Source organism: Streptomyces venezuelae (assembly GCF_008642315.1).
GTDB lineage: Bacteria > Actinomycetota > Actinomycetes > Streptomycetales > Streptomycetaceae > Streptomyces > Streptomyces venezuelae_D.
The window spans coordinates 3,265,364-3,289,169 of record NZ_CP029192.1; the positions used below are offsets into that span (position 1 = coordinate 3,265,364).

Annotated in this window: 23 protein-coding genes; 9 read left to right on the top strand and 14 right to left on the bottom strand. The window is 68.5% G+C overall.

All coding sequences use genetic code 11. The annotated features are described in order from the left end of the window. Window positions 1-74: 74 nt before the first annotated feature. On the bottom strand, window positions 75-1,001 hold the full coding sequence (mshB, locus tag DEJ48_RS13690; RefSeq protein WP_150216383.1) for an N-acetyl-1-D-myo-inositol-2-amino-2-deoxy-alpha-D-glucopyranoside deacetylase: 927 nt from the start codon (window positions 999-1,001) through the stop codon (window positions 75-77). Window positions 1,002-1,023: 22 nt separating this feature from the next. Then, a complete protein-coding gene (locus DEJ48_RS13695) occupies window positions 1,024-1,218 on the bottom strand; it encodes a hypothetical protein (protein WP_055569071.1) in 195 nt (64 codons plus the stop codon). Between the two features lie 147 nt (window positions 1,219-1,365). On the opposite strand from DEJ48_RS13695, the gene DEJ48_RS13700 reads away from it, so the two are divergent. Further along, window positions 1,366-3,543: a prolyl oligopeptidase family serine peptidase gene (locus DEJ48_RS13700; RefSeq protein ID WP_150216384.1), complete on the top strand. Its 2,178-nt coding sequence runs from the start codon at window positions 1,366-1,368 to the stop codon at window positions 3,541-3,543. 19 nt (window positions 3,544-3,562) lie between these two features. Here DEJ48_RS13700 and DEJ48_RS13705 read toward each other — a convergent pair whose 3' ends face one another. The 5 genes from DEJ48_RS13705 to DEJ48_RS13725 all read right to left on the bottom strand — a co-directional run bounded on the left by DEJ48_RS13705 (window position 3,563) and on the right by DEJ48_RS13725 (window position 9,259). Continuing rightward, entirely contained in the window at window positions 3,563-4,624 is a 1,062-nt protein-coding gene (locus DEJ48_RS13705) for an ABC transporter ATP-binding protein (protein WP_150216385.1), read from the bottom strand. After that, window positions 4,611-5,657: an ABC transporter ATP-binding protein gene (locus DEJ48_RS13710; protein WP_150216386.1), complete on the bottom strand. Its 1,047-nt coding sequence runs from the start codon at window positions 5,655-5,657 to the stop codon at window positions 4,611-4,613. Before DEJ48_RS13710 ends, DEJ48_RS13705 begins: the two co-directional genes overlap by 14 nt. Window positions 5,658-5,663: 6 nt before the next feature. Continuing rightward, window positions 5,664-6,638 (bottom strand): ABC transporter permease, encoded by a 975-nt coding sequence (locus tag DEJ48_RS13715; RefSeq protein WP_150216387.1) that lies wholly within the window; start codon window positions 6,636-6,638, stop codon window positions 5,664-5,666. Continuing rightward, a complete protein-coding gene (locus DEJ48_RS13720) occupies window positions 6,631-7,554 on the bottom strand; it encodes an ABC transporter permease (RefSeq protein WP_150216388.1) in 924 nt (307 codons plus the stop codon). Before DEJ48_RS13720 ends, DEJ48_RS13715 begins: the two co-directional genes overlap by 8 nt. Window positions 7,555-7,627: 73 nt before the next feature. After that, on the bottom strand, window positions 7,628-9,259 hold the full coding sequence (locus tag DEJ48_RS13725; RefSeq protein ID WP_150216389.1) for an ABC transporter substrate-binding protein: 1,632 nt from the start codon (window positions 9,257-9,259) through the stop codon (window positions 7,628-7,630). 384 nt (window positions 9,260-9,643) lie between these two features. Here DEJ48_RS13725 and DEJ48_RS13730 point away from each other — a divergent pair, with 384 nt between their 5' ends. From DEJ48_RS13730 to DEJ48_RS40955, 7 genes are all read left to right on the top strand, one after another. Further along, on the top strand, window positions 9,644-10,669 hold the full coding sequence (locus DEJ48_RS13730; protein WP_150216390.1) for an ABC transporter permease: 1,026 nt from the start codon (window positions 9,644-9,646) through the stop codon (window positions 10,667-10,669). A 97-nt stretch (window positions 10,670-10,766) separates the two neighbouring features. Beyond that, on the top strand, window positions 10,767-12,551 hold the full coding sequence (locus DEJ48_RS13735; protein ID WP_150216391.1) for an ABC transporter substrate-binding protein: 1,785 nt from the start codon (window positions 10,767-10,769) through the stop codon (window positions 12,549-12,551). Window positions 12,552-12,644: 93 nt separating this feature from the next. Beyond that, window positions 12,645-13,625: an ABC transporter permease gene (locus DEJ48_RS13740; protein ID WP_150216392.1), complete on the top strand. Its 981-nt coding sequence runs from the start codon at window positions 12,645-12,647 to the stop codon at window positions 13,623-13,625. Window positions 13,626-13,643: 18 nt separating this feature from the next. Further along, window positions 13,644-14,672 carry an ABC transporter ATP-binding protein gene (locus DEJ48_RS13745; protein ID WP_150216393.1) on the top strand — a complete coding sequence of 343 codons (1,029 nt, stop codon included), beginning with the start codon at window positions 13,644-13,646 and terminating at the stop codon, window positions 14,670-14,672. Window positions 14,673-14,706: 34 nt separating this feature from the next. Then, window positions 14,707-15,750 carry an ABC transporter ATP-binding protein gene (locus tag DEJ48_RS13750; protein WP_150216394.1) on the top strand — a complete coding sequence of 348 codons (1,044 nt, stop codon included), beginning with the start codon at window positions 14,707-14,709 and terminating at the stop codon, window positions 15,748-15,750. 115 nt (window positions 15,751-15,865) lie between these two features. Further along, window positions 15,866-16,399 (top strand): GNAT family N-acetyltransferase, encoded by a 534-nt coding sequence (locus DEJ48_RS13755; protein WP_150216395.1) that lies wholly within the window; start codon window positions 15,866-15,868, stop codon window positions 16,397-16,399. A 415-nt stretch (window positions 16,400-16,814) separates the two neighbouring features. Then, on the top strand, window positions 16,815-16,997 hold the full coding sequence (locus DEJ48_RS40955) for a hypothetical protein (protein WP_317850913.1): 183 nt from the start codon (window positions 16,815-16,817) through the stop codon (window positions 16,995-16,997). A 1-nt stretch (window position 16,998) separates the two neighbouring features. Here DEJ48_RS40955 and DEJ48_RS13765 read toward each other — a convergent pair whose 3' ends face one another. The 3 genes from DEJ48_RS13765 to DEJ48_RS13775 form a co-directional block, all read right to left on the bottom strand. Further along, entirely contained in the window at window positions 16,999-17,703 is a 705-nt protein-coding gene (locus tag DEJ48_RS13765) for a hypothetical protein (RefSeq protein WP_150216396.1), read from the bottom strand. Further along, entirely contained in the window at window positions 17,696-18,235 is a 540-nt protein-coding gene (locus DEJ48_RS13770) for a SigE family RNA polymerase sigma factor (protein ID WP_150216397.1), read from the bottom strand. Before DEJ48_RS13770 ends, DEJ48_RS13765 begins: the two co-directional genes overlap by 8 nt. A 79-nt stretch (window positions 18,236-18,314) precedes the next feature. After that, window positions 18,315-18,887: a GNAT family N-acetyltransferase gene (locus DEJ48_RS13775; RefSeq protein WP_223832031.1), complete on the bottom strand. Its 573-nt coding sequence runs from the start codon at window positions 18,885-18,887 to the stop codon at window positions 18,315-18,317. Between the two features lie 109 nt (window positions 18,888-18,996). Here DEJ48_RS13775 and DEJ48_RS13780 point away from each other — a divergent pair, with 109 nt between their 5' ends. Beyond that, window positions 18,997-19,578: a hypothetical protein gene (locus DEJ48_RS13780; RefSeq protein ID WP_150216398.1), complete on the top strand. Its 582-nt coding sequence runs from the start codon at window positions 18,997-18,999 to the stop codon at window positions 19,576-19,578. 74 nt (window positions 19,579-19,652) lie between these two features. On the opposite strand, the gene DEJ48_RS13785 is transcribed toward DEJ48_RS13780, so the two are convergent. From DEJ48_RS13785 to DEJ48_RS13800, 4 genes are read right to left on the bottom strand one after another with little or no spacing between them, the layout of a single operon-like run. Beyond that, window positions 19,653-20,819 (bottom strand): ABC transporter ATP-binding protein, encoded by a 1,167-nt coding sequence (locus DEJ48_RS13785; RefSeq protein ID WP_150216399.1) that lies wholly within the window; start codon window positions 20,817-20,819, stop codon window positions 19,653-19,655. Beyond that, entirely contained in the window at window positions 20,812-21,873 is a 1,062-nt protein-coding gene (locus DEJ48_RS13790; protein WP_150216400.1) for an ABC transporter ATP-binding protein, read from the bottom strand. Before DEJ48_RS13790 ends, DEJ48_RS13785 begins: the two co-directional genes overlap by 8 nt. An 11-nt stretch (window positions 21,874-21,884) precedes the next feature. Next, window positions 21,885-22,847, bottom strand: a complete 963-nt coding sequence (locus DEJ48_RS13795) for an ABC transporter permease (RefSeq protein ID WP_150216401.1) — start codon at window positions 22,845-22,847, stop codon at window positions 21,885-21,887. Then, a complete protein-coding gene (locus tag DEJ48_RS13800) occupies window positions 22,840-23,769 on the bottom strand; it encodes an ABC transporter permease (protein WP_150216402.1) in 930 nt (309 codons plus the stop codon). The genes DEJ48_RS13795 and DEJ48_RS13800 overlap by 8 nt, the downstream gene beginning before the upstream one ends. Between the last annotated feature and the right edge of the window lie 37 nt (window positions 23,770-23,806).

The window sequence follows — 23,806 nt, forward strand, 5'->3', positions numbered from 1 at the left end:
GGACCCCGCACCGGGGGAGGCAGGGGGCTTGGACGCCCCGGAACCGGCCCCCGACGACGCACGGGAACGCGTACTCACAGCGCGGTCACCTCAGTCATGTCCGTCACCCTTTCGAGTCCCGCGAAGAGATCCGTCTCGCGGGACGCTCCCTCTGCCGACGCTTCTCCCCGCACCAGCTCGTAGTACTCCACGTCGAAGATCGGCTGCGCGAGCTCGTTGGAGAGGATGAAGAGCGGCCCGCTCACCGTGATCTGGGTGACGTGCGCCGCCATCGCCGCCGCCTTGGCGGTCCGGTGGGGGCGGCCGTCGATCTCCGTGGTGATCCGCTCGTCGTCCGTGACGCCGGGCACGTCCGCGACGGCGGCGGGCGTGTCGAACGGCGAGTTCGGCAGCGCGTCGGACGCCATCCAGGCGAAGCGCTCCTCGACCACGGACCGCGGGACGCGGTTCCAGTAGATCTTGTCGATCGTGTGGGGCGCGCCGAGGTCGGCGCGGAAGGCCGGGTCGGCGGCGAGGTCGGCGGCGCGCATGGCGACGCGGTGCGCCTGGATGTGGTCGGGGTGGCCGTACCCCCCGTCGGGGTCGTACGTCACGAGGACCTGGGGGCGCACCTCGCGGATCACCTCGACGAGGTGGGCGGCGGCCTCGTCGAGGTCCGCCGACCAGAAGGCACCCGGGCGGGCGTTCTGCTCGACGCCCATCATCCCGGAGTCGCGGTAGCGTCCGGGGCCGCCGAGGAAGCGGTGGTCGGTGACGCCCACTTCCTTCATGGCGGCCGCCAGCTCCCCGACGCGGTGGGCACCGAGGGAGTCGTCCCGGTCGGCCGCGAGATGGGCGAGCCCGTCCGGGATGATCTCGCCCTCCTCGCCCAGGGTGCAGGTCACCAGGGTGACGTGGGCACCCTCGGCCGCGTACTTGGCCAGGGTCGCGCCGGTGGTGATCGACTCGTCGTCGGGGTGCGCGTGCACGAGCAGCAGGCGCCGGGCGGGCAGTTCCGTCATGGGACCACCCTACGAGCCCCCGTCAGAACTTGATGTCCCCGATCATGCCCGCCACGTTCGTCGTCAGCTCGTTGATGGTCGGTGCGACGGACGAGCTCGCCAGGTAGAAGCCGAGCAGCGTGCAGACGACCGCGTGCCCCGCTTTGAGTCCTGACTTCTTGACCAACAGGAAGACGATGATCGCCAGCAGCACCACCGCCGAAATCGAGAGTGCCACGGCGGTCACCTCCAACTCGTTGTCGTACCCCAGTGCGGACGTCAGCAGGTTCATACCCACCAAGCGCTACGGATCATAACTATCCGTGCGGACGCATGAGTCGGAGCACGGCAGCACAGGGGGGCGCATGAGCCATAGGCTCGGGGGATGACCACCGAGAACCCCGGAATTCCCAGGCCCGACGAGAGCCAGGCACAGCGGCTCTCCTTCCCGCGTCAGCACGCCCGCACCCAGCGCTTCACCCTCGGCGCACCCCGTGCGTTCACCGTGGCGCCGGATGGTTCACGCGTTGTTTTCCTGCGCTCCTCCGACGGCACCGACCGGGCGAACCGGCTGTGGGTCCTGGACGTGTCGGACGGCGGTGCCGAGCGGGTCGCCGCCGACCCGCACGTGCTGCTCGGCGGCGCCGCCGAGAAGTTGTCCGCGGCGGAGCGCGCACGGCGCGAGCGGAGCCGTGAGGGCGGCGCGGGCATCGTGGGCTACGCGACGGACGCCGCCGTGGAGCTGGCCGCGTTCGCCCTGTCGGGCCGCCTGTTCACGGCGGAGCTGCGTGCGGGCACGGCCCGCGAACTGCCCGTGCCGGGGCCGGTGATCGACCCGCGCCCCTCGCCGGACGGGCGTCATGTGGCCTACGTGGCCCGGGGCGCCCTGCGCGTGACGGGTGTGGACGGGGAGGACGACCGGGCCCTCGCGGAGCCCGAGACGGGCCAGGAGGCGACCGTCACGTACGGTCTCGCCGAGTTCATCGCGGCCGAGGAGATGGCCCGTTCACGAGGCTTCTGGTGGTCGCCGGACTCGCGGCGGCTGCTCGTCGCGCGGGTGGACGACGCCCCGGTGCGGCGGTGGTGGATCGCGGATCCCGCGCACCCGGACCGGGCTCCCGAGCAGATCGCCTACCCGGCCGCGGGCACGCCCAACGCGGAGGTCGGCCTGTGGGTCCTGGGCCTCGACGGGTCGCGGACCGAGGTGGTCTGGGACCGCGCGCGCTTCCCGTATCTCGCGCGTGTGCACTGGTCGGCGGATGGTGCGCCGCTGCTGCTCGTGCAATCCCGCGACCAGGGCAGCCAGCTGTATCTGGCGGTGGATCCGGACAGCGGTGCCACGCGGATGGTGCACGCGGAGGAGGATCCGGAATGGCTTGAACTTTTCCCTGGTGTGCCGTGCTGGTCGCCCAGTGGGAAGCTGGTCCGGATCGCGGACGAGGGCGGCGCGCGCGTCCTCGCGTGGGGGGAACGGCCGCTGACCGGACCCCAGTTGCACGTGCGTGCGGTGCTCGACGTCACCGAGGAGGACATCCTCCTCTCGGCGTCCGCGGGCGCGGCGGCGGCCGACCCGGAGACCGGTGAGATCCATGTGTACCGCGTCAACGAACTGGGCGTGGAGCGCGTATCGCAGGAGCCGGGCGTGCACTCGGCCGTCCGGGCGGGCGGCCTCACCGTCCTGGTGTCCGCCACGCTAGATCACCCCGGCGCCCAGGTGCAGGTGTTGCGCGAGGGCAAGCAGGTGGCGACCATCGCCTCACACGCCCAGCGCCCGGGGCTCACTCCGCGCGTGACGCTCACCGAAGGGGGCACGCGGAACATTCCGTGCGCCGTCCTGCTCCCCACGGATTACAAGGAGACGGACGGCCCTCTTCCGGTACTGCTCGATCCGTACGGCGGTCCGCACGGCCAGCGCGTGCAGCGTGCGCACAACATCTTCCTGACCTCGCAGTGGTTCGCCGACCAGGGCTTCGCGGTGCTCGTCGCGGACGGCCGCGGCACCCCGGGCCGCTCCCCCGGCTGGGAAAAGTCGATCAAGAACGACAAGACCCTCACCCTCGAGGACCAGGTCGACGCCCTGCACGCGCTCGCCGAGCGGTTCCCCTTCGACCTGGGCCGCGTGGCGATCCGCGGCTGGTCCTACGGCGGCTACCTCGCCGGAATGGCCGCGCTGCGCCGCCCCGACGTGTTCCACGCGGCGGTGGTCGGCGCCCCGGTCACGGACTTGCGGCTCTACGACACGCACTACGAGGAGCGGTACCTGGGCGACCCGACCCGGACCCCGGAAACGTACCGGCACAACTCCCTGATCTGGGACGACGGCCTCGTGGAGGCGGCCGAGCCGCACCGCCCGATGCTCATCGTGCACGGCCTCGCCGACGACAACGTCGTGGTGGCGCACTCCCTGCGGCTCTCCTCCGCGCTGCTCGCCGCGGGCCGCCCGCACGAGGTCCTGCCGCTGTCCGGGGTCACCCACATGACCCCGCAGGAGCAGGTCGCGGAGAACCTGCTCCTGTTCCAGGTGGACTTCCTGAAGCGGTCCCTGGGCCTGCCGAGGGAGTAGGCGCGAGCGGCCCCGCCCGTTACGGCACGACCTGCTTCTCCTCGGCGAAGTGGCAGGCCGAGTCGTGCGCGGCGGGGCTGTCGTCGAGCCGGAACTCCGCCGGCACGGCGAGCAGCGGCACCTCCAGCGCGCACCGTTCCCGCGCCTTCCAGCAGCGGGTGCGGAAGCGGCAGCCGGAGGGCGGGTTGGCGGGCGAGGGCACGTCTCCGGAGAGGATGATCCGTTCGCGGTGGTCGCGCGCCTCGGGGTCGGGGACGGGCACGGCGGAGAGCAGCGCCTGGGTGTAGGGGTGCGTGGGGTGGTCGTAGATCTCGGCGTCCGAGCCGATCTCGACGATCCGTCCCAGGTACATCACGCCGACCCGGTCGGAGATGTGCCGCACGATCGACAGGTCGTGGGCGATGAAGACGTAACTGAGGTCGAACTCCTCCTGGAGCTTCTCCAGGAGGTTGATGACCTGCGCCTGGACGGAGACGTCGAGGGCGGAGACCGGTTCGTCGGCGACGATCACCTCGGGCCGCAGCGCGAGGCCGCGTGCGATGCCGATGCGCTGGCGCTGGCCGCCGGAGAACTGGTGCGGATAGCGGTTGATGTACTCGGGGTTGAGCCCGACCACGTCGAGCAGGTCCTGCACCTTCTGCCGGCGCGAGCCCTTCGGGGCGACCTCGGGGTGGATCTCGTACGGCTCGCCGATGATGTCGCCGACCGTCATGCGGGGGTTCAGCGAGGTGTACGGGTCCTGGAACACCATCTGGATGTTGCGGCGCACCGCCTTGAGGGCGCGGCCGGAGAGCTTGGTGATGTCCTCGCCCTTGTAGCGGATCTCGCCCGCGGTCGGCCGCTCCAGGTTGACCAGCATCTTCGCGACCGTCGACTTGCCGCAGCCCGACTCCCCCACGATGCCGAGCGTCTCGCCGTGCCCGAGGTCGAAGTCGACGCCGTCCACGGCCTTGACCGCGCCGACCTGTTTGCGGATGACGATGCCCTGGGTCAGCGGGTAGTGCTTGACGAGGCCGCGGACCCGGAGGATCGGCTCGCGTCCGGCGGGCGTGCCGACGTCGGCGAGCTCAACGTGACGCATCGAGCGTCTCCTTCCAGAAGTGGCAGGCGCTCCTGCGTTCGGCGGTCAGTCCCTCGTACGTCACGCGGTGGAGCGGCGGCTCGTCGGTGCGGCAGACGTCCTGGGCCATGGGGCAGCGGGGGTGGAAGGCGCAGCCGGGCGGGATGTTCATGAGGTTCGGGGGCAGCCCCTTGATCGCGTAGAGCTCCTGGCCCTTCTGGTCGAGGCGCGGGATGGATTCGAGGAGGCCGCGGGTGTAGGGGTGGGCGGGCGCCCGGTAGATCTCGTGGACGGGGGCGCGTTCGACGATGCGGCCCGCGTACATGACGGCGATGGTGTCGGCGACGTCCGCGACGACACCGAGGTCGTGGGTGATGAGGATCAGGCCCATGTTCATCTCGCGCTGGAGCTCGGCGAGGAGGTCCATGACCTGCGCCTGGACGGTGACGTCGAGGGCGGTGGTGGGTTCGTCGGCGATGATCAGCGAGGGTTCGAGCGCCATCGCCATGGCGATCATGATGCGCTGGCGCATGCCGCCGCTGAACTGGTGCGGAAACTGCCCGACCCGCTCCTTGGCGGCCGGGATGCGCACCCTGTCCATCAGCTCGACGGCCTTGGCCTTGGCGTCCTTCCTCGACATGCCCTTGTGCACGACGTACATCTCGCCGAGCTGGTCGCCGACGCTGAGCACCGGGTTCAGGGACGACAGGGCGTCCTGGAAGATCATCGCCATGCCGGCGCCGCGGATCTTGCGCCGCTCGTCCTCCTTGAGCTTCAGCAGATCACGCCCCCGGAACAGGATCTCCCCGGAGGTGATCTTCCCGGGCGGGGTGTCGAGGATGCCCATGACGGCCTGGGCGGTGACGGACTTGCCGGACCCTGACTCGCCGAGGACGGCGAGTGTCTCGCCCGCGTCGACGCTGTAGTCCACTCCGTTGACGGCTCTGGCGACGCCGTCCCTGGTGCGGAACTCGACGTGCAGGTCCCGTACTTCGAGCAGCTTGGCCGACGCGGGCGTGCCGGACGCGGCTGCCTCGGATGCCACGGTTGCCATGGGCGCCTACCTCAGCTTCGGGTCGAGGGCGTCGCGCACCGCGTCGCCGAGCATGATGAACGCGAGGACGGTGATCGCGAGGGCTCCGGCGGGCCAGAGCAGCATGTGCGGGGCGTTGCGGATGTACTGGGAGGCGGCGGAGATGTCGATGCCCCAGCTGACGGTGGGCGGCTTCAGTCCGACGCCGAGGTAGGAGAGCGTGGCCTCCAGGGCGATGTACGTGCCGAGTGCGATGGTCGCCACGACGATCACCGGGGCGATGGCGTTCGGCGTGATGTGGCGGAGCAGCATCCGGGAGTTGGAGGCGCCGAGGGCGCGCGCCGCCTGCACGTAGTCGTTCTGTTTGGCGGTGATGACGGAGCCGCGGGCGATGCGGGAGATCTGCGGCCAGCCGAGCAGCACCATGAAGCCGATCACCGGCCAGACCGTGGAGCTGGTGACCACCGACAGGAGGACCAGGCCGCCGAGGACGACGGGGATGGCGAAGAAGATGTCGGTGATGCGGGAGAGGACCGCGTCCCACGCCCCGCCGAAGAACCCGGCGAGCCCGCCGAGCACGCTGCCGATGATCGCGACGCCGAGGGTGGCGCACACGCCGACGGTGACGGAGACGCGGGTGCCGTAGACGACGCGGGTGTAGACGTCGCACCCCTGCTCGTTGAAGCCGAAGGGGTGCCCGGGGGCCGAGCCCTTCTGCGCGTTGGAGAGGTCGCAGTCGAGCGGGTTGCCTGAGGCGATGAGCGAGGGCCAGAGGGAGATGACGACGAGGAAGAGGATGACCAGGCCCGAGATGATGAAGACCGGGTTGCGCCGCAGGTCGCGCCAGGCGTCGGACCAGAGGCTGCGCGCGGGGGCCGAGGGTCCGCCCTCGGGTCCGCCCGGTGTCTTCTCCAGGGAGGTCGCCTCGCTGGTGGCGAGGTCCATGGCCCCGCCCATGCCGGTCGCCGCGATCGCGCGCTCCGGCTCCTGCGGTTCAGGCATAGCGGATCCTCGGGTCGAGTACGGCGTACAGGAGGTCGACGATGAGGTTGGCCACCAGGAAGACCAGGACGAGGACGGTCACGAAGCCGACGACGGTCTGGGTGCTCTGTCGGAGGATCCCCTGGTAGAGCTGGAAGCCGACGCCGTGGATGTTGAAGATCCGCTCGGTGACGATCGCGCCGCCCATCAGCGCGCCCACGTCGGTGCCGATGAAGGTGACCACGGGGATGAGTGAGTTGCGCAGCAGGTGCCGGGTGATGACGCGGCGGCGCGGGAGGCCCTTGGCGACGGCGGTGCGGACGTAGTCGGCGCGCCGGTTCTCGGCGATGGAGGTGCGGGTGAGGCGGGTGACGTACGCCAGGGAGACGGAGGCGAGCACGAGTCCCGGGATCAGCAGCTCGTTGAAGGGCGCCTCGCTCGACACGGAGGGTTTGATGACGCCCCACTGCACGCCGAGCAGGAGTTGCAGGACGAGGCCGGTGACGAAGGTGGGGATGGAGATGACGACGAGCGTGAGCAGCAGCACCACGGTGTCGACGGGACGCCCGCGCCGCAGGCCCGTCAGGACGCCCAGCGAGATGCCGATGACGATCTCGAAGACGATCGCCACGATGGTGAGCCGGATGGTCACGGGGAAGGCGGCCGACATCAGCTCGGTCACCTTCTGACCGTTGAACGCGGTGCCGAAGTCGCCGGTGAAGACGTTGCCCATGTACGTCAGGTACTGCTGCCACACCGGCTTATCGAGGCCGAACTCCTTCTTCAGCTGGGCGGCCGTCGCGGGGTCGCACTTGCGGTCGCCGCACAGGCCCGCGACGGGGTCGCCCATCACGTTCACCATCAGGAAGATCAGCAGCGTGGCGCCGATGAAGACCGGGATCATCTGCAGCAGACGCCGGATCACATAACGTCCCATGGGGAGCTCCGGTGTTGGGGGGAGCGGCCGTCCGGCTCCCCCTCCCGGGGGCCGGACGGCCGCTCCCGGCGTCTCAGTTGACCTTGATCTCGTTGTAGACCGGCACGCTGAACTGGTTCAGCGAGACGTCGGAGACCTTGTCCGAGTAGCCGGCGCTGCCGTTCTGGTACCAGAGCGGGATGGCGGGCATGTCCTTGGCGAGGATCTTCTCGGCGTCCTGGAACTTGCCGATGGCCTTGTTGGTGTCCGTCTCTCCGTTGGCCTCGTTGACGAGCTTGTCGAACTCCTTGTCGGAGTACTTGCCGTCGTTGGACGGGGCGTCCGTGAAGTAGACCGGCTCCAGGAAGTTCTGGATCAGCGGGTAGTCCATCTGCCAGCCCGCACGCCAGGCGCCGTCGAGCTCCTGCTTGGAGGCCTTGCTGCGGAAGTCCGCGAAGGTGCCGATGGGGCTGGCGACGCAGGCCTTGTCGTTGTCGAGCGCCTTGTTGATGGAGTTGCAGACGGCGTCGACCCACTCCTTGTGCGAGCCGGTGTCCGCGTTGTACGAGACCTTGAGGGTGCCGCCGGGGATGCCGCCGCCCTCCTCGACCAGCTTCTTGGCCTGCTCGGCGTCGTACTTGCAGGCGTCGCCGCACAGGCCTTCCTTGAAGCCGCCCTTCTCGCCGAGGACCGGCGAGGTCCAGTCGGAGGCGGGCGTGCGCGTCTTCTGGAAGATCGTCTCGGTGATCTGTTCGCGGTTGATCGCCCTGGACAGGCCCATCCGGACCTTCTCCTTGCCCGGCTTGTTCCACTTGCTGTCGTAGAACGGGAAGGCGAGGGTCTGGATGATGCCGGCGGGGGTGTTGATGTAGCGGTCGCCGAGGTCGTTCTTGGCGTTCTTGAGCTGCGAGGCGGGGACGTCGTCGACGAGGTCGAGGTTGCCGGCCATCAGGTCGGTGTAGGCGGTGTTGTTGTCGGTGTAGACCTTCATGTCCACACCGCCGTTCTGCGCCTTGTCGTCGCCGGGGTAGCCGTCCCACTTGCGCAGGGACATCTTGGAGCCCTTGGTGTACGAGTCCACGGTGTACGGACCGTTGCCGACGGGCTTGGACAGCCAGCCCTGGTGGTCGTCGTAGAACGCCTTGGGCAGCGGCGCGAAGGCGGGGTAGCCGAGAGTGTCGGGCCAGGTGGAGAACTTCTGGCTGAGCTTGACCGTGAAGGTCTTGTCGTCGACGACCTTGAGCCCGGAGAGGGTCTGAGCGCTGGGGTCGCCCTTCTCGGGGTGGACCTTGTCGTAGCCCTCGATGTAGCCGAAGAAGTAGGCGTTCTTCTGGTTGTTCTTGAGGTTCGCGCCGTAGTTCCAGGCGTCCACGAACGACTTGGCGGTGATCTTCTCGCCGTTGCTGAACTTCCAGTTGTCCTTGATCTTGACCGTGAAGTTCTGGGCGTCCTTGGTGTCGATCGACTCGGCGATCATGTCCTTGGCCTCGCCGGTCTTCGGGTCGTACCGCTTGAGGCCGCGGAAGACCATGTCGAGGATCTTGCCGCCCTGCACCTCGTTGGTGTTCGCCGGCTCCAGCGGGTTCTGGGGGTCGCCCCAGGAGGAGCTCACGATGCCGGAGCCGTCGCCACCGCCGCCGCCGCTTCCTCCGCCGCCGCAGGCCGTCGCAGCGAGAGCGACGGTCACCGCACATGCGGCCCACTTGGCGTGCGTGGCTCCACGCATGGAGTCCTCCTGTCCTCAGCTATGCGATTACGTACCGCCAAATATCGCCGCAAGAGGAATGAACCGCACATTTACCCCACCCGTATGAGTCGCAGGCCATCCGGATGTACGCATTCCGAGACGCTCGCGCCCGCATATCGGACTCATATCGGACTCATTGCCGCGGTTGCCCCGCCCTGGCCCACCTTGTCCATCACGCATGATTACGCCCACGCAATGGCATGCCCATGATCAAGTAAAGTCTCCCTCAAGGAACTCAAGAGCACCCCAAAGCGGCCCACCATTCATTGACCGCGCGGGAAACGCCTTGCGAAAGTCGCGCCTAGCCCGTGGGTGCTGGTTGTCCTGCGGATTCCTGCTGTCCCTCTCCGGGCCTGGAGCGCCATGACCTCCCCAACTCCCGCCGCTGCCGCCACGCTTGAAGTGACGGAGAAAACAGACGGCACGCCCTCGTCGCCCAAGGACCAGGGCAGCAAGGGCCGTTCACCGGGACGGCTCGCCTGGACCCGCTTCAAGCGGGACAAGTCCGGCGTGATCGCCGCGTGTGTCGTGATCTTCTTCTTCGTCGTGGCGTTGTGTGCGCCGTTGATCGCGAAGGTGTACGGGAAGAACCCGTACGACACCTACGGACTCGACCAGCCGGGCCTGCTCAACGACTTCAACTACCCGATCAAGCCGAACGGCGGCATCGACGGGGACTTCTGGTTCGGCGTCGAACCGGTCCTCGGCAGGGACGTCTTCACCTTCCTGCTCTACGGAATCCGCAACTCCCTGCTGATCGCGACCGCGACGACCCTGCTCGTCACCCTGCTCGGCATCACCATCGGGCTCACCGCCGGATACATCGGCGGCAAGACGGACTACTTCATCGGCCGGATCATCGACATCCTGCTGGCCTTCCCGTCCACGCTCTTCTACATCGCGTTCTTCCCGGTGATGATCTCGGTCCTGGTCAGCCCCGAGGACAAGATCCCCCAGTGGCTCACCGTCACCAGCCTCATCACCGTGATGACCGCCTTCGGCTGGGCCCCGCTGGCACGCCTGCTCCGCGGCGAGGTACTCGCCCTGCGCGAGCGCGAGTTCGTGGAGGCGGCCAAGGTCACCGGCGCCTCACCGGCACGCATCATCTTCAAGGAACTGCTCCCGAACCTGTGGACGCCGATCCTGATCCAGGCGACGCTCCTGCTCCCGCTCTTCGTCACCGCCGAGGCGGGCCTCGCCTTCCTGGGCGTCGGCCTCGAGGAGCCCACGCCGGACTGGGGCGTGATGATCCAGAACGGCTCGAAGTACTACCAGGACGACATCACCTTCATGGTCTTCCCCGGCCTCGCGATGGTGATCTTCGTAGTGGCCTTCAACCTCCTCGGCGACTCGGTGCGCGACGCGCTCGACCCGAAGACCAGACGCTGACACTCCCCGCTGACCACTTCCTCGGGGCAGGCACGCGCGACGGGGCCGTGCCGCCCGCTCTCCGCTCTCTACTCCTTCTCACAGGGTTGGTAGCCACATGGCAATCTCACGCAGAAACCTCCTCATCTCGACCTCGGTCGCGGCGGGCGGCTCGCTCGTGCTGTCCGCGTGCAGCAGCGGCGACTCGGGCGGAGGCGACGGCGGATCGCACGGCGGCGCCACGGAGTACACCAACGCGAGCGTGAAGGTGGGCACCGAGAAGGACTCGACCGGGCCCGCCCCCGGCGTCCCCGGGGGCAAGAAGGGCGGCACCATCTACGGCGTCGCCGAGGACGACGTGTCGCACATGGACCCGCAGCGCATCTACTTCGCGTACAACTCCTCCCTCGCCAACCTCTACGCGCGCTGCCTCACCGGCTACCAGACCGACATGGAGGGCCACCAGATCCTCGTCGGCGACCTCGCCACGGACACCGGAAAGGCCTCGGACGGCAACAAGACCTGGACCTTCACGCTGAAGGACGGCCTGAAGTGGCAGGACGGCAGCGAGCTCACCGTCGACGACGTCCGGCACGGCTTCGAGCGCGGCTGGGCCCCGTTCGTCACCGAGGGCGCCATCTACGTCCAGCAGGCGCTGACCGGCAAGGGCGGCAAGTGGCGTGACGCGTACGACGGTCCGTACAAGGGCAAGCACCTGGACTCGATCGTCACCGACAAGGCGAAGAAGACGATCACCTTCCACCTGAAGGAAGCGCGCCCGGAGTTCAACTTCACGCTGGCCATGCACTCGTACGCGGCCACGCCCGTGAAGCACGACACCAAGGAGAAGTACGACAAGGCGCCCTTCTCCTGCGGCCCCTACATCGTCAAGCACCGCTCCATCGACAAGTCGATGACGTTGACGCGCAACAAGCACTGGGACCCGGAGACCGACCCGATCCGCAACGCCTACCCGGACAGCTTCGAGTTCGAGTTCGGGCCGACCGGCAACGAGTCCTGCGACCGCTTCATCGCGGACCAGGGCAAGGACCAGCAGATGGTCGCCATCTACGAGCCGATCCCCGCCGAGCGCATGCAGAAGGTGCTCACCACCCCCGACCTCAAGAAGCGCAGCTTCAACGGCCTGTCGTCGGGCACCTACTACTTCGCCATCAACATGAAGCGCGTCACCGACGTCGAGGTCCGCAAGGCCCTCCTCATCGCCTGGCCGCTGGAGCAGAGCCGCAAGATCTACGGCGGCACCACCGCGGGCGACTACGCGACGACGATCCTCAGCCCCGACATCGTCGGCCGCGAGAAGTTCGACCTCTACGGCAAGCTCGACAAGCCGCAGGGCGACGTCAAGCGCGCCCACGAGATCCTGAAGAAGGCCGGCAAGCTCGGCACGAAGATCGTGTACGCCTTCCCGCGGCGCCCCACGTACGACAAGACCAAGATCGTCATCGAGAAGAACCTGAAGGCCGCGGGGTTCGAGCCGGTCATCAAGCCGCTCAACTCGACGGACTTCTACGACCAGGCGCAGCGCCTGGACAACAAGTTCGACGTGATGTGGTTCGGCTGGTCCCCGGACTGGCCGACCGCGTACACCATGATCCAGCCGATGTTCGACGGCACGGCCATCGGTGACGGCCAGAACAACGTCTCGCAGTGCGACGTCCCCTGGATCAACGAGGCGATCAAGAAGAACGCCGTGATCTCGGACCCGAAGGAGGCCGGCAAGGCCTGGGCCGCGCTCGACAAGCGGATCATGAAGGAAGTCGTGCCGATCATCCCGGAGACCTACCAGCGCCGCTGGTACCTGCACGGCTCCAAGGTCGGCGGCGCCATCCACGACCCGCAGTTCGCGGCGACGCTGCTCCACAAGACGTACGTCAAGGGCTGACGACCGCCCCCGGGCCGGGCCTCTTCGACTCTGCGAAGGGGCCCGCCCCGACCCTCACCTCCCTCACGGCATCCGTCAGGAATCCCAACTGCCATGCTCCGCTTCCTCATTCGCCGCGTGATCGGCGGCGCGGTGATCCTGCTGATCATCAGCGCGATCGTCTTCCTCCTCTTCTACGCCGCCCCGCGCGACCCCGCGCGCCTGGCCTGCGGCAAGGTCTGCCCGCCGGACACGCTGGCACTGGTGAAGCACAACCTGGGGATCGCCGACCCGCTGCCGGTGCAGTTCTGGCACTGGTTCGAGGGCATCTTCGTCGGGCGTGACTACGACACGTACGGCTTCTGCGACGCGCCCTGCCTCGGCTACTCGTTCCGCAACCGGGAACCGGTCCTCGCCACCATCCTCGACCGCTTCCCCACCACCGTCTCGCTCTCCATGGGCGCCGCGGTCGTGTTCGTCGTCCTCGGTGTGGGCACCGGCATGCTGGCCGCCGTCAAGCAGGGCAAGGCCGTCGACAAGATCGCGTCGTCGGCGTCGCTCGTCGCCTCCTCGATGCAGATCTACGTCGTCGGCGTGTTCGCCGTCTACGTCCTCACCGACCAGCTGCACCTCCTGGACCGGCCCGCGTACACGCCGGTCACCGAGAATCCCGCGGAGTGGTTCTCCGGACTGCTGATCCCGTGGCTCGTGCTCGCGCTCATCTTCACCGCGAACTACACCCGCATGGCCCGCTCGCAGCTGGTCGAGACGATGAACGAGGACTACGTCCGCACGGCCAGGGCCAAGGGGCTCTCGCGCCGCACGGTCTTCTTCCGCTTCGCCTGGCGCGGCGCGATGGGCCCGATCGTCACCATCTTCGGCCTGGACATCGGCGTGCTCCTCGGCGGCGCGATCATCACCGAGAAGACCTTCGCCCTGCACGGCATCGGCGAGCTGTCGGTGAAGGCGGTCGACACGAGCGACCTGCCGCTCCTGCTCGGAGTGGTCCTCGTGGCGGCCACCGCGATCGTCATCTTCAACATCGTCGTCGACGCCCTCTACGCGCTGATCGACCCGCGCGTGCGGCTGTCCTAGGGCTCAGGGAGAGATCTGATGAGCACCACCCCCTTCCTGTCCGTACGCGACCTGCGCGTCCACTTCGCCACCGAGGACGGCACGGTCAAGGCCGTCGACGGACTCGACTTCGAGCTGGAGAAGGGCAAGACGCTCGGCATCGTGGGAGAGTCCGGCTCCGGAAAATCAGTCACCAACCTCGCCATCCTCGGCCTGCACCACAAGGACAGCACCGCCATCGACGGAGAGATCCTCCTCGACGGCAAGGAGCTGCTCACCGCCACCGAGCGGGAGCTGGAGCAGCTGCGCGGCAACAAGATGGCGATGATCTTCCAGGACGCCCTGGCGTCCCTCTCCCCGTACCACACCATCGGCCGGCAGATCGGTGAGACGTTCCGCAAGCACACGGGTGCCTCCAAGAAGGAGGCGCGGGACCGGTCGATCGAGATGCTGACGAAGGTCGGCATCCCGCAGCCCGACCTGCGCGTGGACGACTATCCGCACCAGTTCTCCGGCGGTATGCGCCAGCGCGCGATGATCGCGATGTCGCTGGTCTGCAATCCGGCGCTGCTGATCGCCGACGAGCCGACGACGGCCCTCGACGTGACGGTCCAGGCCCAGATCATGGACCTCCTGAAGGACCTCCAGCAGGAGTTCGGCACGGCGATCATCTTCATCACGCACGACCTGGGCGTGATCGCCGACATCGCGGACGACGTCCTGGTGATGTACGGCGGGCGGTGCGTGGAGCGGGGCACGAAGAAGGAAGTCCTGCGCGCCCCGCAGCACCCCTACACCTGGGGTCTGCTCGGCTCCATGCCGTCCCTGGAAGGCCCGGTGGACGTCCCGCTCTCCCCCATCCCCGGCACGCCGCCGAGCCTCCTCAACCCGCCCTCCGGGTGCCGCTTCCACCCGCGGTGCGCGTTCACCGAGCAGGTCGCGGACGGCCGCTGCTCGGGCGAGCTGCCGCTCCTCGAGCTGTCCGGGGGCCGGGGCGCGGCCTGTCACCTCACGGACGAGCAGCGCACGGAGTTCTTCGCGGACTTCGCGGGCACGCGCACCGACTGACGTACAGACGTACAAGAGACGGGATTTCACGACGATGAGCAGCACCAAGCCCCCTTCTCCCCTCCTGGACGTCAGCGGGCTGACCAAGCACTTCCCCGTGATGGGCGGGTTCCCGTTCAAGCGGAGGATCGGCGCCGTGCAGGCCGTGGACGGTCTGGACTTCACCGTCGGCGGGGGCGAGAGCCTGGGTCTGGTCGGCGAGTCCGGCTGCGGCAAGTCGACGACGGGCCGCCTGATCACGCGTCTCCTGGAGCCGACCGGCGGCAAGATCTCCTACCGCGGCCAGGACATCACGCACGCATCGCGCAAGGAGCTCGCACCGGTCCGCTCGGAGATCCAGATGATCTTCCAGGACCCTTACGCGTCGCTGAACCCGCGCCAGACGGTCGGCAAGATCATCGCGGGTCCGATGGAGGTCAACGACATCAACCCGGCGGGCGGACGGGAGGCGCGCGTCCGGGAGTTGCTGGAGACGGTGGGGCTCAACCCCGAGCACTTCAACCGCTTCCCGCACGAGTTCTCGGGCGGCCAGCGCCAGCGCATCGGAGTGGCGCGCGCACTCGCCCTCGAACCGAAGCTGATCGTGGCGGACGAGCCGGTCTCGGCGCTGGACGTCTCGATCCAGGCGCAGGTGGTCAACCTGCTCCAGCAGCTCCAGAAGGACCTGGGCATCGCGTTCCTCTTCATCGCCCACGACCTCGCGGTGGTACGCCACTTCTCACAGCGGGTCGCGGTCATGTACCTGGGCCGCATCGTGGAGATCGCGGACCGCGAGAGCCTGTACGGGAACCCGCGCCACCCCTACACGCGGGCGCTCCTGTCCGCGGTCCCCGAGGCCACCCCGGACGACATCCCGCGCCGCGAACGCATCCTCCTGAAGGGCGACGTGCCGTCCCCGGTGAACCCGCCCTCGGGCTGCCGCTTCCGCACGCGGTGCTGGAAGGCTACGGACAAGTGCGCGTCGGAGGACCCGGCGCTGGTCCAGATCGACGGGAACGGGGCGGGCCATCTGACGGCGTGCCACTACCCGGAATCCCCGGTCGAGCCGGCCATCCCCGCCACCCGCAAGTCGCTCTGACGCGCGCGCCCCGCCCCTCCGGAGCCGGCCCGCCCTCCCCCCTGACCCGAGCGGGGCGCGGCCGGTTCCGGACCCTCCGCCCACCGCGGCGCGACCTCTGCCGCATCATGCAGGGATGACCACACAGGACACGGCAGGCCTTCGCCTGCCCGAGTACACGCAGGCCGACCAGCAGGAGATCCTCGGCACCGGCGAGGACCCGTTCGGCGTCGCGGAGACGGGCCTGGCCTGGCTCCCCAAGGAAGAACACTTCGGCATACGCGTCGACGGCCGCCTGGTCGCACACGCGGGGCTCCGACGCCTCCCCGTCACGGTGGCGGGCTCCGACCTCACGGAGGTCATCGGCGTGGGCGGCGTGGCCGTCGCCCCCGACGTCCGCGGCCGGGGCCTGGCCCGCCGGATCCTCACGACGGCCCTCTCCCACGCCCGCACGATGGGCCCGCCCCACGCCCTCCTCTTCTGCCGCCCGCCCCTGGTGGCGCTGTACGAACGCCTGGGCTGGCAGGCGATACCCACCGAGGTCCCGGTCCTGGTCGAACAGCCCCAGGACCGGGTGATCACCATGCCCCTGCACACGATGGTGACGCCCCTGCACGAGGGGGCCCGGTGGCCGGAGGGGCCGGTGCGACTGCGGTCACTGCCGATGTGACGGATCTACTCTGTCGGCGTGGACTACGCCACGATGCGCACGATCGCCGAGGAACTCGAGGCTTTCACCGAGCGCATCGAGGGGGCTTGGAAGGTCGAGGGCGGGCCTTCCGGTCCGGTCCTGGCGATGACGTCCCCCTCGACGCGGCACGTGGGCACGGTCCGCCGACGCCGAGACCAGCTGAGCGAGCAACTCACCGGGACGCACCCTGGCCACATCTGCGCGAACGACCCCCTCATCGAGTCCCCCGCGCTCGGCCGGATGCGCCGGCCCGACGCCCTGGTGATCCCCGAAGCCACGCTGGACGAGGAGGGTTTCGCCGTCGACGCCACACAGGTGCTGGCGGTCATCGAAATCATCCCCCCGGCCTCATCCCGGCAACGACTACGGCGAGAAGCTCTCCGAGTACCCGGCCATGGACATCGACCACTATCTGATCGTCGACCCCAGGACCGGAACGATCGAAGTGCACTGCGAACCGTGCGGGGACCGCTACAGGTCCAAAGAGCCGTACATCTTCGGGGATGCCGTGCCCTTCAGCGCCTGGACCATCGAAACCGCCGCCTTGCGCCGTTACGGCAAGACGGGCTCAGGGTGAATCAGGGCGCCCGGTCGAAGTCGTCCAGCGTCTCGACCACCGAGAGCCACCTTTCGCCGTGCGTCAGCTGGACACGGAGATGGCTTCTCGGACCCGCGCCCGACCCCGTGTAGTACGCGTCGGGCCCCTGCCCTAGCCTCACCATGCCGCAGTTGTCGAGCACGTTGCGCAGGTGGGCGACCACCGTGTCGGTGTCGGTCTCGGTGCGGAACTCGGCATAGCGGTGCCGGGCGACGGCGTTGCTGAGTCCCTGATAGGACTGGGTGTGGCGGCCGTGGCTCGGCAGGCTTCCCGTGCCGAACGGCGCGCAGCCGACATCCTTGAGTCCGATCCGCAGGATGCTCCGGTTCACGTCACCGCCGAGGCCGCCCTCCCGCCAGTGCCACTTCTTGTCCAGCGGCAGCCGCTCCGCACGCATCAGACGGACTACGCCGTCCTTCTTGTACGGGGTGTCGTCCTGCCCGAACTCACGCGATTGCTCCGGCCGCTCGGCGGGACGCACATCCCTGCCGCCGTCCCCGCCCTCTGGCACAACCGCCCAGAGCACCGCCCCCGCCACGGCCGTGACCGCCGCCGTGGACAGCGCGATCCGGCGCCTCGCCTGCCGTCGTCCGCCCCTGGCCCGCAGCTCGGCGCCGGCGGGCAGGTTCAGCCGGACGTCGTCGAGCAGTTCCTCGACCTCGACCCGCCCCTTGAGCTCAGCCATGGCTCGCCGCCCCCTCCGTGCGGAACGCCGCCGTGTCGGCGAGGCGTTCGCCCAATACCTTGCGGGCCCGGCTGAGCCGGGTGCGGACGGCGCCGTTGGTGGCGCCCGTCTCCCGTGCCACCTGCTCCACGGGCAGGTCCAGCAGGTGATGGAGGACCACGACCTGCCGCTGCTGGAGCGGGAGTCCGCGCAGCGCCTCCATCAGCGCCACGCGGTCGGCGGACAGTTCCGGCACGTCGGTGCCGGGCCCGTGTCTGAAGTGGGCCCGCACACGGTTGCGGGTCCGGCGCCATGTGCTGATGGCGAGCCGCGACGCCACGGTCCGGACCCAGGGCAGTGGGTCCCCCGCGTCGACGAGCTTGTCCCATCGCTGCCACGCCCGTACGTACGCCTCTTGCACCGCGTCCTCCGCCTCCGCCAGGTCGCCGGTCATCGCGTAGACCGTGGCGACCAGACTTTTGGCCGTGGCGGCGTAGAACGCGTCGAAGCCGGCGCAGTGATCCAGGTCTGTTCCTTCGGGCCGCGTCGCCATCGTCCCCCGTCCATCCCTCGCACGGCGGGCTCGTCCGCCCGCCGTTCTCGACTGATACACGCCGGGCGGGTGGAAGTTGTTACAGGCGGCTCCCCGGTACTTCGTCGTCCGACGCCAGCCGCGCATGCAACTCCACGTCATACCGCACCCCGTCGTACGCCAGCTTCTGGCGTTGCAGGCCCTCCACCGCGAAGCCCGCCGCGAGGGCCACGCCGCAGGAGGCGGGGTTGTTCGTGCGGTGGCCCAGTTCCAGGCGGTAGAGGCCCAGTTCGTCGAAGCACCAGCGGGCAAGCGCCGCGCACCCGTACGCGGCCACGCCCTTGCCGCGCGCGGCGGGAGTCGTCCAGTACGACACCCAGCCGGTGGAGTGGACCCGGTTCACCGCGCCCACCGCGACGTTGCCCAGTGCCGTGTCGCTCTCGTCCGCCACGGCGAAGGCGTAAGCCGTACCGGCGTCACGGTCGCGGGAGCGGCGGCCGATCCAACCGGTCGCCGCAGCAAGGGAGTCGACCGGCTGGTCCGCCTGCCGGGTCATCTCCGGGGCGGAGAAGGCGGCCAGGACCGCAGCCGCGTCCCCCGCCCGCCAAGGGCGCAGCGCCAGACCGACGCCGTTCACTCCGACCGTCCTGGCCCATGAAGACACCTCTGCCACAACAACCTCATCTTCCCCTCAAATCACTGGCTTCAGGCACCACGCATCCATAGGTTGATTACGGAACGCACGCCGCGTTGCACAACGAGCGACAGGAAGTGGCTGAGTCATGCGCACCCCCACCACCGCGGCCCTGACGGTCACGGCGGCACTGCTGGCCGGAACGGTGGCCGCCGCCGGCCCCGCGAGCGCGTCCGAAGGCCCCGGGAAGGCGGCGGACGGCGTCTCCGTCCGCGCCGAGATGCCGCAGTCGACGACCAGCAAGGCCAAGGTCAAGAACGGGAGCCAGAAGGTCTACTCGGCCAACATCGGCTACAACCGGGAGTCCTGGAACGAGTGCAAGCCGCACGCCTCCACCATGGAGAAGGTGGTGTGGAACCTCGGCAAGGTCACCCGGAAGTCCGCGCGCGTCAAGAGCATCAAGGTCCGCTACTACAACGAGCGTGAGCTGCACGTCGGTTCGGCCTATCTGGACGACGGCTACAAGCACGAGCGCTGGCGCAAGGCGAACGGGTGGTACATCCCCAAGGGTGTGGAGGAGTGGCGCACCTACAAGATCAACAAGACGGTGAAGTTCTCCAAGAACAAGCCCCTGCACTTCATGCTCCACGTGCAGCTCGCGGGCGCCAACGAGCCCACCTGGTGCCACCCCAAGGCAAAGCTCTGGTTCTACCTCAAGCCCAACCGGTAGAGCCCGCGCCGCCCGCACATGGGTGTGCCCCGTCGTGCGTGAAGCATGACGGGGCACACCCCAGCGTCGGGAGGTCACGCCGCGTGCACGACGTCCTTCTCCTCCGCGAAGTGGCACGCCGACTCATGCGCCGCCGGGGTGTCCTGACCCTTGAAGCGCTCGGGGATCGCGAGCAGCGGGGTCTCCTTCGCGCACTTGTCCTCCGCCTTCCAGCAGCGTGTGCGGAAGCGGCAGCCCGAGGGCGGGTTCGCCGGGGACGGGACGTCGCCGGAGAGGATGATCCGCTCGCGGCCCTCGCGGGCCTCCGGGTCCGGGACGGGGACCGCGGAGAGCAGCGCCTGCGTGTAGGGGTGCGTCGGGTGCTCGTAGATCTGCTCGTCCGAGCCGATCTCCGCCATCTTCCCGAGGTACATCACGCCCACGCGGTCCGAGATGTGCCGGACGATCGACAGGTCGTGCGCGATGAAGAGGTAGGACAGGTTGAACTCGTCCTGGAGCTTCTCCATCAGGTTGATGACCTGGGCCTGGACGGAGACGTCCAGGGCCGAGACCGGCTCGTCGCAGATGATGATCTCGGGGTTGAGGGCCAGACCGCGCGCGATGCCGATGCGCTGGCGCTGACCGCCCGAGAACTGGTGCGGGTAGCGGTTGATGTACTCGGGGTTGAGGCCCACCACGTCCAAGAGGTCCTGGACCTTCTGTCGCCGCGAACCCTTCGGGGCCACCTCGGGGTGGATCTCGAAGGGCTCCCCGATGATGTCGCCCACCGTCATACGGGGGTTCAGGGACGTGTAGGGGTCCTGGAACACCATCTGGATGTTGCGGCGGACCGCCTTCAGCGCGCGCCCGGACAGCTTGGTGATGTCCTGGCCCTTGTAGAAGACCTCGCCCGCCGTGGCGCGTTCCAGGGTCATGAGGAGCTTCGCGACCGTGGACTTGCCACAGCCGGACTCTCCCACGATGCCCAGCGTCTCGCCCTGGTACAGGTCGAAGGAGATGCCGTCGACCGCCTTGACCGCGCCGATCTGCTTCTTGATCAGGATTCCCTGGGTGAGAGGGAAGTGCTTGACCAGGTTGCGGACCTGCAGGATCGGCTCGCCGCGCTCGACCGGCGCCTCGATCGCCGCGACGGCCTCGTCGGCCGTGGCGGCGTCCACCGTCTCCACGTCGGAGACGTTCGGGGTGGCGTCGGCGGGCTCGTCCGACTTCGAGAGCTTCGAAGCCTTCGTCGGCTCAGCCATGGATCGTCTCCTTCCAGAAGTGGCACGCGCTGCCGCGGCCCGGCAGCTCCGCGCCGTCCTGCTCGGTGACCGGCACGAGCGCCGGGATCTCCGTGCGGCAGATGTCCTGCGCCTTGGGGCAGCGCGGGTTGAACGCGCAACCGCCGGGGATCTTGAGCAGGTTGGGCGGCAGGCCCTTGATCGCGTAGAGCTCCTGGCCCTTCTGGTCCAGGCGCGGGATCGAGTCGAGGAGTCCACGGGTGTACGGATGCGCGGGGCGCTTGTACAGCTCGTGGACAGGCGCCGTCTCGACGATCCGGCCCGCGTACATGACCGCGATCTTGTCCGCGACGTCGGCGACGACGCCGAGGTCGTGGGTGATCAGGATCAGGCCCATGTTGTACTCGCGCTGGAGCTCGGCCAGCAGGTCCATGACCTGCGCCTGGACCGTCACGTCGAGCGCCGTGGTGGGCTCGTCCGCGATGATCAGGTCCGGCTCAAGGGCGAGCGCCATCGCGATCATGATGCGCTGGCGCATACCGCCGGAGAACTGGTGCGGGTAGTCGTTCACCCGCTCCTTGGCCGCCGGGATCTTGACCTTCTCCATCAGCTCGATGGCCTTGGTCTTGGCTTCCTTGCGGCTCATGCCCTCGTGCACCCGGAACATCTCGCCGAGCTGGTAGCCCACCGAGAGGACGGGGTTGAGCGAGGACAGCGCGTCCTGGAAGATCATCGCGATCTTGCGGCCGCGGATCTTCCTGCGCTCCTCGTTGGACATCTTCAGCATGTCCTGGCCGCGGAAGAGGATCTCGCCCTGCGGGATCTTTCCGGGCGGCATGTCGAGGATGCCCATGATCGCCTGAGCGGTCACGGACTTGCCGGAGCCCGACTCGCCGAGGACGGCGAGCGTCTCGCCCGCGTCCACGCTGTAGTTCACGCCGTTGACGGCCTTGACCACGCCCTCACGGGTGTGGAACTCGACGTGGAGATCCTTCACGTCGAGGAGCCGGCCGCTCTTCTCCTCGCCCGAGCGGGGGGCGGGGACAGAGTCTGTCTTGAGGTCGATGCTGGTCACGTACGCCTCCCTCAGCGCAGCTTCGGGTCGAGGGCTTCGCGTACGGCGTCACCCATCATGATGAACGCCAGCACCGTGATACTCAGCATTCCTGCCGGGAAGAACAGCGTGTGCGGGTTGTTCCGGATGTCCTGCGTCGCCTTGGAGATGTCGCCACCCCAGGAGATGGCGTCGTCGGCGAGACCGAGGCCCAGGTACGACAGCGTCGACTCCGCCACGATGTACGTGCCGAGCGAGATGGTCGCCACGACGATCACCGGAGCGAGCGCGTTCGGCAGGATGTGGCGGAACAGGATCCGCTTCGTCCCGGCGCCGAGCGCGCGCGCCGCCACCACGTAGTCGGCGTGCTTGGTCGTGATGACCGCGCCGCGCATCACGCGGGTGATCTGTGTCCAGCCCAGGAAGGCCAGCGCGCCCATGACCACCCACACGGTGCGGTTGGTGAAGGCGTTCAGGACGACCATGGCGCCGAGCAGGAACGGAATGCCGAAGAACACGTCGGTGAGACGGGAGATGATGCTGTCCCAGAAGCCGCCGAAGTAGCCCGCGAGCATGCCCATCAGGCCGCCGAAGAGGGTGACCAGGATGGTCACGCCGAGACCGACGGTGATGGAGTTGCGCGTTCCGTAGATCACGCGCGAGTAGATGCTGCGGCCCTGCCGGTCGTACCCGAACCAGTCGGCCTGGAAGAAGTGGCCGAGGTTCGGCTTCTTCAGGAAGTCGTTCGCCAGGTCGGCGGACGTCGGGTCGACGGTGGTGAAGAGCCCCGGGAAGAGCGCCACCAGGAGCAGGATCACGATCAGCACCGCGGAGATCATGAAGAGCGGGTTGCGGCGCAGGTCCCGCCAGGCGTCGGCCCCGAGGCTGCGGGGCTTGTCCGGCGCCGGGGTGGCGGAGACCGCCGAGCCCGCCACGACTTCGTCCTGGGCCGCGGCCTTCTCGTCCATGGTCGAGGTCTTGGTGAGGTCAGGCATAACGGATCCTCGGGTCCAGGACCGCGTAAAGCAGGTCGACGATCAGGCTGGCTGCGAGGTACACGAGCACCAGGACGGTGACGACACCGACGATGACCGAGCCCTCGCGGTGGGCGAGCGCCGTGAACAGCAGGTTGCCGACGCCCGTCACGTTGAAGATGCCCTCGGTGATGACCGCGCCACCCATCAGCGTGCCGATGTCCGTACCGAGGTAGGTGACCACCGGGATCAGCGAGTTGCGCAGCAGGTGCCGGGTGACGATGCGCTGGCGCGGCAGGCCCTTGGCGACCGCGGTGCGCATGTAGTCGGCGGACCGGTTCTCGGCGATGGACGTTCTGGTCAGGCGCGCCACATAGGCGAGGCCGACCATGCCCAGCACGATGGCGGGCACCGCCAACTGACCCATGTTCTCGGAGTCCTGGACCGTTGGTGTGATCCAGCCCAGCTCGTTGCCGAAGAACAGCTGGCAGAGCAGGCCGATCACGAAGATCGGGACGGAGATCACCAGCAGGGTGAAGAGCGTGACCGTGTTGTCGACGAACCGGCCGCGCCGGATGCCGGCGAGAACGCCGAGCGTGATGCCGACGATGAGCTCGAACGTCCAGGCCATCGAGGCCAGTCTCATCGAGACCGGGAAGGCCTGCGAGATCTCGTCGAGCACGGGCCGGTTGCCCGCGATGGTGTTTCCGAAATCACCCTTCAGCAGACCGCCCATGTAGTGCAGGTACTGCTGCCACAGCGGCAGATCGAGCCCACGGTCGTGCTTCAGCTGGGCCACCTGTGCGGGGTCCGGCGGCTTGTCTCCCCAGAGCGCCCGTACGGGATCGCCGGGGAGCACGTTGACCATGAGGAAGATCAGCAGGGTTGTCCCGATGAAAACCGGGATCATCTGGAGCAGTCGCCGTGCGACGTAACGCCCCATTGGTGCCTCCGTCCAATCCGGAGCCGCCCGAAGCGAC